The organism is Psychromonas sp. SA13A (genome assembly GCF_011378715.1).
GTDB lineage: Bacteria > Pseudomonadota > Gammaproteobacteria > Enterobacterales > Psychromonadaceae > Psychromonas.
The window spans coordinates 401,946-415,280 of record NZ_WTKU01000001.1; the positions used below are offsets into that span (position 1 = coordinate 401,946).

At 39.5% G+C, this 13,335-nt stretch carries 9 protein-coding genes; 6 read left to right on the forward strand and 3 right to left on the reverse strand.

Annotation, left to right across the window (positions count from 1 at the left end; translation table 11 throughout):
* The first annotated feature begins 283 nt into the window (after positions 1 to 283).
* The 4 genes from galE (at position 284) to galM (ending at position 4,663) form a co-directional block, all read left to right on the forward strand.
* On the forward strand, positions 284 to 1,294 hold the full coding sequence (gene galE, locus GQR44_RS01765; protein ID WP_166368610.1) for a UDP-glucose 4-epimerase GalE: 1,011 nt from the start codon (positions 284 to 286) through the stop codon (positions 1,292 to 1,294).
* A gap of 67 nt (positions 1,295 to 1,361) precedes the next feature.
* The gene (locus tag GQR44_RS01770) at positions 1,362 to 2,417 is read left to right on the forward strand and encodes a UDP-glucose--hexose-1-phosphate uridylyltransferase (RefSeq protein ID WP_166368612.1); all 1,056 of its coding nucleotides are present in this window, start codon (positions 1,362 to 1,364) and stop codon (positions 2,415 to 2,417) included.
* An 18-nt stretch (positions 2,418 to 2,435) separates the two neighbouring features.
* Positions 2,436 to 3,593 (forward strand): galactokinase, encoded by a 1,158-nt coding sequence (galK, locus tag GQR44_RS01775; RefSeq protein ID WP_166368614.1) that lies wholly within the window; start codon positions 2,436 to 2,438, stop codon positions 3,591 to 3,593.
* A gap of 17 nt (positions 3,594 to 3,610) precedes the next feature.
* The gene (gene galM, locus GQR44_RS01780; RefSeq protein ID WP_166368616.1) at positions 3,611 to 4,663 is read left to right on the forward strand and encodes a galactose-1-epimerase; all 1,053 of its coding nucleotides are present in this window, start codon (positions 3,611 to 3,613) and stop codon (positions 4,661 to 4,663) included.
* Positions 4,664 to 4,727: 64 nt separating this feature from the next.
* On the opposite strand, the gene GQR44_RS01785 is transcribed toward galM, so the two are convergent.
* Positions 4,728 to 5,735: a substrate-binding domain-containing protein gene (locus GQR44_RS01785; protein ID WP_166368618.1), complete on the reverse strand. Its 1,008-nt coding sequence runs from the start codon at positions 5,733 to 5,735 to the stop codon at positions 4,728 to 4,730.
* Between the two features lie 365 nt (positions 5,736 to 6,100).
* Here GQR44_RS01785 and GQR44_RS01790 point away from each other — a divergent pair, with 365 nt between their 5' ends.
* The gene (locus tag GQR44_RS01790; protein WP_166368620.1) at positions 6,101 to 8,203 is read left to right on the forward strand and encodes an alpha-galactosidase; all 2,103 of its coding nucleotides are present in this window, start codon (positions 6,101 to 6,103) and stop codon (positions 8,201 to 8,203) included.
* A gap of 257 nt (positions 8,204 to 8,460) precedes the next feature.
* A complete protein-coding gene (gene pyk, locus GQR44_RS01795) occupies positions 8,461 to 9,891 on the forward strand; it encodes a pyruvate kinase (protein WP_166368622.1) in 1,431 nt (476 codons plus the stop codon).
* A 68-nt stretch (positions 9,892 to 9,959) separates the two neighbouring features.
* Here the strand turns inward: pyk and GQR44_RS01800 are convergent, their stop codons facing one another.
* Together GQR44_RS01800 and GQR44_RS01805 are read right to left on the reverse strand one after the other, a co-directional pair.
* Positions 9,960 to 11,027 carry a LacI family DNA-binding transcriptional regulator gene (locus tag GQR44_RS01800; protein ID WP_166368624.1) on the reverse strand — a complete coding sequence of 356 codons (1,068 nt, stop codon included), beginning with the start codon at positions 11,025 to 11,027 and terminating at the stop codon, positions 9,960 to 9,962.
* 247 nt (positions 11,028 to 11,274) lie between these two features.
* Positions 11,275 to 13,047, reverse strand: coding sequence for a solute:sodium symporter family transporter (locus tag GQR44_RS01805; RefSeq protein ID WP_166368626.1), 1,773 nt, complete (start codon positions 13,045 to 13,047; stop codon positions 11,275 to 11,277).
* Positions 13,048 to 13,335: the final 288 nt, after the last annotated feature.

Genomic DNA, 13,335 nt, shown 5'->3' on the forward strand with positions numbered 1-13,335 from the left:
AACGTTTACACAATGCTTTTTATACAAAATAGCCTCAATTTTGGTCTATTTCAGACTATTAATGCTTATTTTATAAGCAATACAATTGTTATAATTAACCTAATAATCAAGCGAATAAAAAATATAAAGCTAAAAAAACTAACTTTATTGAGGGTGTAGGTAAGTAAAAAAACACTTCAAAAATAAAGTGTAAACGTTTACACTATGCGTATTGGATCACTTTTTTTCAAAATATTAATTGTTATTATTTATCTTAATTGAATAGCTATAGGAGCAGTTTGTCATGAAAGTTCTCGTTACTGGTGGTATGGGGTATATAGGCAGTCACACCTGTGTACAAATGTTACAAGCTGGCCTAGAGCCTATTATTGTTGATAATCTTTGTAACAGTAAATTGGCCGTGTTAGATCGTATTGAAGCGCTGACAAAAGTGCGCCCAACATTTTATCAAGGTGACGTTCGCGACCAAGCATTTCTAGATAAAGTCTTTAGTGAACATGATATTCAATCTGTTATTCATTTCGCCGGCCTAAAAGCGGTGGGCGAATCAGTAGCGAAGCCTTTGGAATACTATGATAACAACGTTAATGGATCCTTAGTACTAGCACGTGCAATGCGCACTGCAGGTGTAAAAAGTATTGTTTTTAGCTCTTCTGCAACGGTTTATGGCGACCCAGCAAGCGTGCCTATTACAGAGGACTCACCTGTTGGTGCAACAACCAATCCCTATGGTCGTAGTAAATATATAGTGGAATGTTGCTTCTCTGATTTTTATGATTCTCAGCCTGATTGGAGCATTACGCTACTACGTTATTTCAATCCTGTTGGCGCACATCCTTCTGGCTCTATGGGTGAAGATCCACAGGGGATCCCTAATAACTTAATGCCTTTTATTGCACAAGTTGCCGTTGGTCGTCGCGAGAAACTGTCTGTATTTGGTGATGATTACTCAACGCCTGATGGTACTGGTGTCCGTGATTATATTCATGTTATGGATCTTGCCGATGGTCATATCGCTGCATTAAATGCAGTCGGTCAAAAATCTGGATTACATATTTATAACCTAGGGACAGGTAATGGTTCTAGCGTCATTGAAATGGTTAATGCCTTCAGTGAAGCCTCTGGTAAAGAGATCGCCTATGAAATTTGTCCACGCAGGCCGGGTGATATTGCAGAGTGTTGGGCAAGTACCAGTAAAGCTGAACAAGATTTAGGGTGGAAAGCCAGCCGTAGCATTATGGAAATGACCGCAGATACTTGGAATTGGCAGTCAAAAAATCCACAAGGCTATTAATAATTATCCCAAATGTTAGGTGTTGAGTAAGCAATACCTAACGTTATAAATAGGAACGAGAATAACTATGTCTGATATTAAATTTAATCCAATTGATCATCCACATCGCCGTTATAACCCATTAACAGGACAATGGATCCTAGTTTCTCCACATCGTGCGAAACGCCCGTGGAGTGGACAAGATGAGAAACCATCAAACGTGCAGCTACCAAGTTACGATAAAGATTGTTTCTTATGTGCTAATAACACACGTATTTCTGGCGATAAAAATCCAGACTATAAAGGTACTTATGTTTTTGCTAACGATTTTGCAGCATTAATGACGGATTCGCCTGAAGCGCCAGAATCTGAAAACCCATTATTTAAAACCCAAGGGGTACGTGGTTTAAGTCGAGTGATCTGTTTTTCACCGGATCACAGTAAAACCCTACCAGAACTGCCAGTAAACAAAATTCGTGGCGTTATTGATACTTGGAACGAGCAGATTGAAGAATTAGGTAAAGATTACGTTTGGGTGCAAGCTTTTGAAAATAAAGGCGAGACAATGGGTTGTTCACAACCGCATCCACACGGTCAAATCTGGGCAAACAGTTTCCTGCCTAATGAAATTGAACGCAAAGAAAAACACCTTAAAGAATATTACGACCAACAGGGTTCAAACCTGTTACTTGATTATGTGCAAGCTGAAATGAAAGACGGTGAACGTACCGTTGTTGAAACAGAGCATTGGATTGCTGTTGTTCCTTATTGGGCTGCATGGCCATTTGAAACCATGTTATTACCAAAAACAGCGATTCGCCGCATGAGTGAGCTTTCTAGTGAACAACGTGATGACCTTGCCATTGCAATCAAGAAATTAACCAGTCGTTATGACAATCTATTCCAGTGTTCTTTCCCTTATTCAATGGGTTGGCACTATGCTCCCTTCTTTGAAGCAGGAACGGATATTGACCATTGGCAATTACATGCCATTTTCTATCCACCACTACTACGCTCTGCGTCAGTTCGTAAATTTATGGTGGGCTATGAAATGTTGGCTGAATCGCAACGCGATCTAACCGCAGAACAAGCCGCTCAGAAGTTACGTGATGTCAGCGATGTTCACTACAAAGAACAACAATAAGGGACGGAGATTTACTGTATGCCAAGCACTCACTTAAAACAACGCGCAGCAAACGTATTCCAAGATGTATGTGGTTATCCTGCAACAACATTTGTACAAGCGCCCGGCCGCGTTAACCTGATCGGTGAACATACCGATTACAATGACGGTTTTGTTATGCCCTGTGCCATTGATTATCAAGCCGTTATTGCCTGCGCTAAACGCGACGATGGTGTGATCCGTTTAATTTCGGTGGATTATGATCATATTCAAGATTCATTTGTTGTTAACCAAGAAATAAAACCAACTGAAGATAAGCTATGGGCTAATTATATGCGTGGTGTGGTTCATTTCTTAAAAGAAAAGGGCTACTCACTTGGCGGCGCAGATATTGCTATTACTGGCAATGTTCCACTAGGCTCTGGTTTAAGTTCTTCAGCTGCACTTGAGGTAGTTACAGGTCAGGCCATGAAAGCGCTCTATGAATTAGATGTTACTCAGTCTGATTTAGCACTTATTGGCCAAGCATCTGAGCATAATTTTGCAGGTTGTAAATGTGGCATTATGGATCAGATGATTTCTGCCTGTGGTGAAAAAGGCCATGCGCTATTGCTTGATTGTCGAAGCCTAGAAACAAAATCTGTGCATATTCCCGAAGGTGTTAGCATTATGATCGTTAACTCTAATGTCACGCATAGCTTAGTTGATGGAGCCTATAATGCACTGCGAGAACAGTGTGAAGAAGCTTCTCGTTTGCTTGGTAAAGTGGCATTGCGTGATGCAACGTTAGCAGAATTAGGTGCATCAAGTATTAAAAAAGGCTCAGATGTTTATAAGCGTGCACATCATGTTATTTCTGAAAATGAACGAACTGTAGCCTGTGCTGATGCACTAATTGCAGGTGATTTACAAAAAGTCGGTGAATATATGTATGCTTCGCATGCTTCTATGCGTGATGACTTTGAAATTACTGTGCCAGAGATTGACTATATTGTTGAAGTATTAACTGAAGCATTAGGTAACAAAGGTGGTGCACGCATGACTGGCGGTGGTTTTGGTGGATGTTGTGTTGCTTTGATGCCAACAGAAATGGTGCCTCAAGTTCAGGCAGCTATTGAAGCTAAGTATCAAGCAAAAACAGGCATTAAAGAATCTATTTATATTTGCACACCACAAAATGGTGCAGGCGTTATTTAATACGAAAGGTAATCATCATGTCGAATACACTTTTTAAAACCATGACTGAAGAAGTCGCTTTTGATGGTCAACCTGCAAAATTAGTTAAATTGCAGAATAAAAATGGCCTATCGGTTATTTTTATGGACATCGGTGCAACTTGGCTGAGTTGTGAAGTACCCGTTGCCGATCAGCAGCGAGAGGTTTTATTAGGTGTATCTACAATGGCTGATTTTAAAAAACAAGGCACCTATTTGGGTGCGACAGTGGGCCGTTTTGGCAATCGTATTGCAGATGGGCAATTTAGTATTAATGGTTATCCCTACCAATTATCAATCAATCAAGATGGTAATACACTGCATGGTGGGGTTGATGGTTTCGATAAACGTCGTTGGGAAATAGAACAGCAGACGCAAGGGTTCGTTCGCTTTGCTCTTGTATCAGAGGATGGTGACCAAGGTTTTCCAGGGCAATTACAAGTATCAGTATGCTATCAATTAACCGATGATAATCAGGTTATTATCAGTTATCACGCAATCACTGACAAACCCACGCCAATTAACCTAACTAACCATGCTTATTTTAACCTTGCCGGTGCTGAATCAGGTGAGGACTGCAGAAATCATAGGCTACAGATAGATGCAGACCATTACCTGCCAACTAATAAAGTCGGAATTCCACTCGATGGACCTGCTTCTGTAGATAAAAACAGCTTTGATTTCCGTCAGCCTAAAGTCATTACAAGTGATTTTCTGACCGAGCCACAACAGCAATTAGCAAAAGGTTATGACCATGCTTTTTTGCTTAACAAACCTTGCCAACAAGGTGCCCGTGCAGCATTGCTTAGTAGTGCAGATAATGATCTGTCACTAGAGGTATTTACCAATAAACCTGCGCTGCAACTTTACACTGGGAATTGGTTAGAAGGAACGCCTAATCGCAATGGTGGAGAGTATCAAGACTATGCTGGCATAGCTTTAGAGACAGAGTTTTTACCGGATGCTGTCAACCATCCAGAATGGCAGCCTAGCGCTATTTTACAAGCGGGACAAGAATACCATTATCAAACCACCTATCGATTTATTACTTGAATTCAAGCAAACAAAAAACTGCACCAAGAGCAGTAATTTTCCTGCTCACTGCACCCAATTATATTCACTCTGCGTCATGCTTGCTAACCGACAAACGCTTCACCAGTGTCGGTGAAAAAATACGAGTTTCGGGAGTATATTGTTCTTTTTTAGCAAGTTTAAGTGCCAGTTCTGTTGCTTGTTTAGCCATAATCTCAATGGGATAATTAATGGTTGTTAATTTAGGATGAACATAACGGGAAATTAAGCTGTTATCAAAACCTATTAACGATATTTTTTCAGGTACCGCAATATTATTTTCTTCCAGTGCGCTAAGTACACCAGCAGCCATAAAATCGTTGTAAGTTAACACCGCACTAATTGGGATATTTTTAGATAACAATTCGATCATTGCAGATTTACCGCCTTGATCATTGCTATCTGCAGCAGCAATATATTGCATTGGTGAAGGTAAATTATGGTCCTTCAAAGCCTTTAGATAACCAGCTTGGCGTTCCGAAGCATCATCAATTTGATGATTAGAGTTAATATAAGCAATATGCTTATGGCCATTATTAATCAGAAATTCCGTCGCCATATAGGTCCCTTGAAAATTGTCAAAGGCAATACAGCGATCCGCAATTTCAGGAATATATCGATTAATTAATACTAACCCCGGCACTTCTTTAGCAAAACCAATCAACTCTTCTGCACTTAATGCTTTAGCATGAATAATAAGCGACTCTCGGCAGCTATTAATCAACAGCTCAATCGCTTCTCGTTCACTATCGGCGTCATGGTAACCATTGCCAATTAACAGATGTTTATGATTTTCCCGTGCAACTTGATCCGCTGCTTTGATTAAAGTACCAAAAAAGGGATCTGAAATATCACTCACCAACACGCCAATAGTATTAGAGTTTTGGCTGACCAAAGCGCGTGCGTTAACGTTAGGACGATAGCCCAATTTTTTCATAGCACACTGCACTGCACTGATTGATGATTTCCCTGCTTTAGGGGAATTATTTATCACCCTTGATACAGTCGCAATGGATACACCAGCTTCTCTAGCTACATCTTTAATGGTTGCCATTTGATTCTCTTAAAAGAAGTTTATTTAGTTTCATTATTGCAATCATTATAACGTTATCGATACTCAAAATCAGAAGATGTTAACGTTTCCAATTTTTTAATTAAAAAATACAAAAATAAAGCCTGAAAATTAACAGACTCTAATCGTATTAACAGATTTTATGTTACAAAAGACTTATCATTTACTTTAAAGTTAAACAAAAGTTCAACCCATGTTTTCAAAAACAATTGGTTACATAAAATCTATTGTTTCATATCACATATACCAACTTAAAGGCTGACAAAACCTTTAAAAGGTGACAATCTAACCATAATGTTTACGCAAACAACTTACTTTTTCAATATTCTTTACGTACTGGAGATAAAATGAGCGAAATTATTCACCTAACGAGTAAAAATTGTAGCCTAATAATCAAGGTTGATCGCACTCCTGAGGTGCTACATTGGGGCGCAAAAATAAGTCAGATTGACCCTGATATTATGTTATCTACTGAGCGCCCTATCTCTCAAGCGCGCCTTGATGTTGATGTTCCTTTGTCTTTATGTCCTGAGTTAGGCAGTGGGCACTTTAATGCGCCAGGTATAGAAGGTCATCGTAATAGCCATGATTGGGCACCGGTTTTTTCAGTAATCGATCAAGTAGTTACAGAGCAATCTGTCACCTTCACATTACAAGATGATGTTGCCAAACTACAATTAGATATTGAGCTGAAGCTTGATTTTGAAAGCGATGTTGTGCAAAAACGTGTAACCGTCACTAATGTTGGTGAAGGAAAATACCATCTCACCAAGCTTTCTTCTACGTTACCAGTGCCAAACCATGCGAATGAATTAATGACTTTCTACGGTCGCTGGACACGAGAATTCCAAACTCACCGTCAATCATTCTCACACGGTGGTTTCATGCAAGAAAACCGCCGCGGTAGAACCTCTCATGAAAACTTTCCTGGTTTATTCGTTGGCACGGATCACTTTACTGAACAAAATGGACAGGTTTGGGGTTTTCACTTAGGTTGGAGCGGTAATCATCAACTACGTGCTGATGTTAAAAGTGATGGTCGTCGTTTTGTACAAGCAGGTGAATTACTGCTGGCGGGTGAAACCGTTCTTGAACAATCACAAAGCTATACAACGCCTTGGTTATACGCAACTTACAGTGCCAACGGTTTAAATGGTATTTCTGAACATTTCCACCACTTTGTACGCAACAACATTTTAAAATTCCCCGTTGATAAACCACGTCCAGTGCACCTTAATACGTGGGAAGGTATCTACTTCGAACATGATCCTGAATACATAATGAAAATGGCAACTGAAGCTGCTGTTATGGGTGTTGAACGCTTTATTATTGATGATGGTTGGTTCATAGGTCGAGATGATGATCGCACGTCGTTAGGCGATTGGTATTTGGATGAGAAAAAATACCCAAATGGTTTAGAGCCAGTGATCGAACACGTTAACAATCAAGGCATGGAGTTTGGTCTGTGGGTTGAACCAGAGATGATTAGCCAAGACTCAAATCTTTACCGCGCACATCCTGATTGGGTTTTAGAGCTGAAGGGTTATCATCAACCATCGGGTCGTTGGCAGTATCTGCTGGATCTACAAAATCCAGATTGTTTTAACTACTTATTTGATCGCCTCAATGATCTACTCACTACCTACAATATCTCATACTTAAAATGGGATATGAACCGTGAGTTAGTTCAACCAGGTCACGAAGGTAAACCAGCGGTAAACGGCCAAACTAAAGCATTATATGCATTATTAGATAAATTATTAGCAGCACATAGTGAAGTAGAAATTGAGTCTTGTTCATCGGGCGGTGGTCGAATTGACTTTGAAATCCTTAAACGTACTCATCGTTTTTGGGCATCAGATTGTAACGATGCGTTAGAGCGTCAAGCAATCCAACGTGGTATGAGTTATTTCTTTCCTCCAGAAGTAATGGGATCACATATTGGGCCTGAAGAATGTCATTCAACTAATCGTCGTCACCATATCAATATGCGTGGTATTACAGCCCTAGGTGGCCATATGGGTGTTGAATTAGACCCAGTAAAAGTACCTGAAGATGAAAGACAAGCATTTGCTAAGTACATCGCGTTACATAAACAATACCGTGAATTATTGCACAGTGGCCGTAGTTTCCGTTTAGATACTCCCGATAAGCGTCAAAACATCTACGGTGTACAAAATGAGAATGAGATGTTGTTGACTGTTTGTCAGCTAACCATGCCTGATTATGCATTGCCATCGCCACTGCGTATTAGCTGTATTGATGCAGATGCACAGTATCAAGTGCAAATAGTTGAGATGCCAGAGACTAGCTTCCAATTAATGAAACAGCGTCCGCAATGGTTAGACAAAACATTAACCTTAAGCGGTGAAAACATTAAAGAAATTGGCTTAACACTACCAATCCTTGATCCTGAATCTGCACTCATGCTTTCTGTTAAAAAAATCTAAGCCCCTCTTTATGTCGGCTAACTATATCAATCGTTAGCCGACATAAATTAAATCTAGCAATTCAAACAAATCATTAAAGCTAATAATTCAAACTAAGAGTTCAAACTATCATTTTAGACTTTGACTTCAAACCGTAAGATAAATCAGCGAATATGTTTATAGCAACTCCTAAGATGAGTACAATAAACACACAATACAGGGTACCCTGAGTAGCGCTTTTTTACCTTCATGAGAAAATATATTAATAAGGAATTCACATGACTAGACGTACAAAAATAGTGACAACATTAGGTCCAGCAACTGACCGCGATAATAACCTAGAAAAAATTATAGCCGCCGGCGCCAATATGGTGCGTATGAACTTTTCACATGGTGAGCCAGCGGATCATATAAAACGTGCCAAAGAAGTGCGTGAAATAGCCAAACGCTTAGGCATTGAAGTTGCCATTATGGGTGATTTACAAGGCCCCAAGATCCGCGTTTCCACCTTTAAAGAAGGAAAGATTCAACTTGCCGTAGATGATAAGTTTATATTAGACAGTGATATCGACAAGGGACAAGGTGATCAACAAGCAGTAGGTTTAGATTACAAAACATTGCCACAAGAAGTAGCAGCAGGCGATGTCTTATTATTAGATGATGGGCGTATTCAGCTTATTGTTGAAAAAGTCACTGGCAACCAAGTACACACAACCGTCTCTATTGGTGGCACTTTATCTAATAATAAAGGGATCAATAAAAAAGGCGGTGGTTTATCTGCGGCAGCTTTAACACCAAAAGACAAAAAAGATATTATTACTGCTGCTGAAATTGGTTGTGATTACCTAGCAGTTTCATTCCCACGCAATGGTGAAGATATTCACTATGCTCGCCGATTAGCAAAAGAAGCAGGTTGCCATGCTAAAATTGTTGCTAAGGTAGAACGTGCAGAAGCAGTAGAAACACAGGAAGCATTAGAAGATATTGTCAAAGCTTCTGATGTGGTGATGGTAGCACGTGGTGATTTAGGCGTTGAAATTGGTGATGCACGATTAGTTGGTGTACAAAAAAATATGATCCGTACTGCTCGCCGTTTAAATAGAGTCGTGATCACTGCAACACAAATGATGGAATCGATGATCAGCGCGCCAATGCCGACTCGTGCAGAAGTAATGGATGTCGCTAATGCCGTATTAGATGGTACAGATGCAGTGATGTTATCGGGCGAAACAGCGGCAGGTGAGTATCCTCTAGAAACCGTTAAAGCCATGAGTGACGTTTGTATCGGGGCAGAAAAGCACCCAAGCATTAACATCTCAACCAATCGTATGGATTGTACCTTTGATGACCCAACTGAAGCATTAGCAATGACAGCCATGTTTGCGGCAAATCATACGGTTGGTATCAAAGCGATCATCGCTTTAACTGAATCAGGCAGCACACCATTATTAATGTCACGCTTAAGCTCTGGGTTACCTATTTTTGCACTTTCAAGTAGCACCCAAACTCTTAATTACTGTGCTTTATATCGTGGTGTCACACCGATTAGGTTTAGTTCGACTGCAACCAATAACAGTGATTATGTTCGCAACGCAATTGATACATTAAAAAATGCGGGTTACCTAAAAACGGACGATCTTATATTGATTACTCATGGAGATGACCATTCTGCAGGCTCAACGAATACCTGTAAGATCATAAAAGTGTAAATCACCAATATTGATAATCTTAGATATATCCTTTAATTAGCAGTTGGCTTAACAGGATATTGAACAGATTAATCAAGCAGTTGTTCGCATTGTTTGAGTAACGCACGCAATTGCTGTTTATCACTCAGGTTTTTTTGGTAGGCCTGAGTGCTTTTTCTTTCAATAATTTCAGTAACAATCGATTCTTGCTTAAACTCAGCATCAGACTCCTCTTCCATGCTCAACGCCATTAAAACACTACGCTCTCCGATCAATAAAAAATCTTGTCTTATCGTGGTTAACGGTGGGGAAAAATACGCACTATCTGCCGTATCATCAAAACCAATAACAGACACTTGCTGTGGAACGCTCAAGTTAAACTCATTTAATGCTCTTAACACCCCAAGCGCCATCTGGTCACTTCCCACTAACACCGCATCGAAATGGACACCATTAGTCAATGCGTGATGTGTATGCAAATAACCACTATCCGCTTGCCAATCACCTTCAAATTGGCTGATAACTTTAACATCAGGATATTCATTAAGCACATCTAACCATCCTTTTAAACGTTGTTCAGCAGCACTTGAGTAAAGTGGACCTGTGATGATTAAAAAATGTTTTCTTTGTAATGTGATCATCAATTCAGCAGCTTTCTTTGCGCCCTCATAATTAGCACCACATACGATATTAACTTGGCTATCAAGTGGCACATCAATAAATACAAAATGAATACCAACATAACGTTCGATTAATATTTCTGATTCTTCTTTGCTGAGCGGAATATTCATGATGATAAACTCTACTTGCTGAGATTTTAGTTCATCTATGGCCGCCGTAATTTTATTCAAGGAGTGCGTCGAAACCACCGCTAACGAGGTCCCATAACCTAACCTTCTTGCCTGTTTACGGATACCATTGGCAATCAATGATGCACCATGCAACAAAATATCAAGGGTCACAACGCCAATCATATTTGATTTAGCACGGCCTAATATCTGCGCGCCTTTATTGGGAATATAACCAAGTTCTTTAATCGCAGCATTCACTTTGATGCGTGTTTCTTCAGCCACATTAGACGAGCCATTAGTGACACGAGAAACAGTTTGCGTCGATACATTCGCTAGTTTAGCAACGTCTTTAAAAGTTACATTCATAATCTCTTTCCATCTCTGTTAATGTGAATACTAAACACATAATAATAGCCTCACTTCCTTGTTACGCTAAACAAACTTCTTAGGCGGGAATAGGTTTTATTCAACCAGACCTTCATTTTACACACTTATTAAAAAAGAGGACATTCATCAGATTAAGGTTTTTGATTCTAAGCAGATTAGGTCATTTTTAAAACGAAAAAAGCAGAGTTAAATAACTCTGCTTTTGGGAAGGGTAAAATATTACCTATTATTTAGCAGATAACGCTTCCATTTCGCGCATGCTTTTATGTTTTGTTTTAATTCTGAAGTACATACCAACAAGAAGAACCAAACCAACGATGCCGTAAATAACCATCAAGCCTTTATCTCCAGTAACAAGACCAAGGTCAGAGAATACAATGTATGCACCTAATACCATATAAAGAATGATACCTGAAGCTTCAAAGCGGAATGCCCAAGGTGTGATATCAATATTTTCGTTAACAGGCATTACGTAGGCAGTTTCACGAGGACGCAATTTACCGATAACATACATAATTCCACAACAGATAACGAATAGTACCGCTAGTTGATGGAAGAAATGTAACTCTGCAAGCGGTTTAAGTGGGCCTAATGAATCTTGGAATTGAGTTGGTGTAAACTGAATAATACCGTAAGCAACCACGAAGAATGCTAACGAAACTTTTGCAGCAACAGCAGGCACATACTTGGTTAAGTAACCCATGAATACGATAGTAAAGATTGGCACACTAAATAGACCAGCAAGACGTTGCAATAGATCGAATAGACCATTTGGTGCATACATAACGAATGGGGCAATAACAACTGATGAGATTGCAATTAACACACCAAATATACGTCCTTTATGTACTAACTCTAGGTCAGAAAGCTTGTTTTCTTTATCAAAGAAAGGCTTATATACATTTAGCGTAAACAGCGTTGTTGATGAGTTCAATACACCGTTAAAGGTAGATAGAATTGCACCGAACATCGCTGCGATGAAGAAACCTACTAATGGTTTAGGCAATACTTCGCCAACTAAACGTGTGTACATCGTATCTGCTTCAAACGCTTGTCCAGCAGCATCGGTAGTACCAAACATATGATAAGCAATAATACCTGGGATGATTAAGAATAACGGTGTAATTACTTTAATCGCACCGGCTAAAATAACCCCTTTTTGACCTTCTTTAAGATTCTTTGCACCAAGAGCACGTTGAATAATCGCTTGGTCAGTACCCCAGTAATATAAGTTAACAAGTAATAAACCCGTAAACATAGTTGAGAATGGTACGTTCGGATCATCTGATGCACCAACAGCTTGTAATTTATCTGTTGCTTGGGTTGTGATTATTGTAAAACCGTCCATGAAGCTACCATCACCTAGGACATAAAGACCAAAGATAGGGATCATCAAACCACCAACAATAAGACCAACACCATTCATACTATCTGCAATAACAACGGCTTTTAAACCACCGTAAATAGCGTAGAACAAACCTAAAAATCCGATAATAGCAGAGATAAGTAACACCGACTGGAAGCGGTCAATACCTAGTAGCGCTTCAACATCAAAGATACCACCGATTACCATTGCACCAGCATAAAGCGTGTTAGGTAATAAGTTAATAACGTAACTTAACAGGAACAGAATCGTTACAAATTTCTTTACCGACATGTCATAACGCGACTCTAAGAAATCAGGAATAGTTGTTATCCCCTGCTTCAAGTAACGCGGCACTAGAAACAGTGCAATGATGACTAGGGTAATACCCGATGCCACTTCGTAGCCCATTACTGACATGTTGCCTTTGTATGCAAGTGCGCTCATGCCAACAAAACTAGTCGCTGAAAGGTTGGTAAGGATTAGTGAACTTGCAATAAGACCACCTGTTAAACTACGACCACCAAGGAAGTAGCCATCTTTAGAGTCATTTTTATCTGCCTTTACACGAGTCCATGTGACAAAAACCACAAGGCCGGTAAAGAACAGAAATGACAAAAGAATTGTTATTGGCATGATGTTTCTCCGGTTTATTTAAAGTAATAAGGAAGCTCTCGAATGTTTTCGAAAACATTGGTTAATATAGTAGCAGTATTCGCGATATGGTCTCGATTATAGAGGTCATATTGAGAGGTAGCTCACCTTACTAAATGACATAATGAGATCCAGATAACGTTAAAAATGATTGCGTAAACATAACTGATTGATATGTGAAATTACAGCGTAAAAAGAGATAAATTGTCGATTACCTCTTAATTGTTACTTTCATCGCTAGAAAGTGCTTTTACAATGAAAAAACACAAT

Excerpts from the sequence above, each read along its gene's own strand:
- galE (WP_166368610.1), top strand. The coding sequence starts at position 284 with ATGAAAGTTCTCGTTACTGGTGGTATGGGGTATATAGGCAGTCACACC.
- GQR44_RS01770 (WP_166368612.1), top strand. The coding sequence starts at position 1,362 with ATGTCTGATATTAAATTTAATCCAATTGATCATCCACATCGCCGTTAT.
- galK (WP_166368614.1), top strand. The coding sequence starts at position 2,436 with ATGCCAAGCACTCACTTAAAACAACGCGCAGCAAACGTATTCCAAGAT.
- galM (WP_166368616.1), top strand. The coding sequence starts at position 3,611 with ATGTCGAATACACTTTTTAAAACCATGACTGAAGAAGTCGCTTTTGAT.
- GQR44_RS01785 (WP_166368618.1), bottom strand. The coding sequence starts at position 5,735 with ATGGCAACCATTAAAGATGTAGCTAGAGAAGCTGGTGTATCCATTGCG.
- GQR44_RS01790 (WP_166368620.1), top strand. The coding sequence starts at position 6,101 with ATGAGCGAAATTATTCACCTAACGAGTAAAAATTGTAGCCTAATAATC.
- pyk (WP_166368622.1), top strand. The coding sequence starts at position 8,461 with ATGACTAGACGTACAAAAATAGTGACAACATTAGGTCCAGCAACTGAC.
- GQR44_RS01800 (WP_166368624.1), bottom strand. The coding sequence starts at position 11,027 with ATGAATGTAACTTTTAAAGACGTTGCTAAACTAGCGAATGTATCGACG.
- GQR44_RS01805 (WP_166368626.1), bottom strand. The coding sequence starts at position 13,047 with ATGCCAATAACAATTCTTTTGTCATTTCTGTTCTTTACCGGCCTTGTG.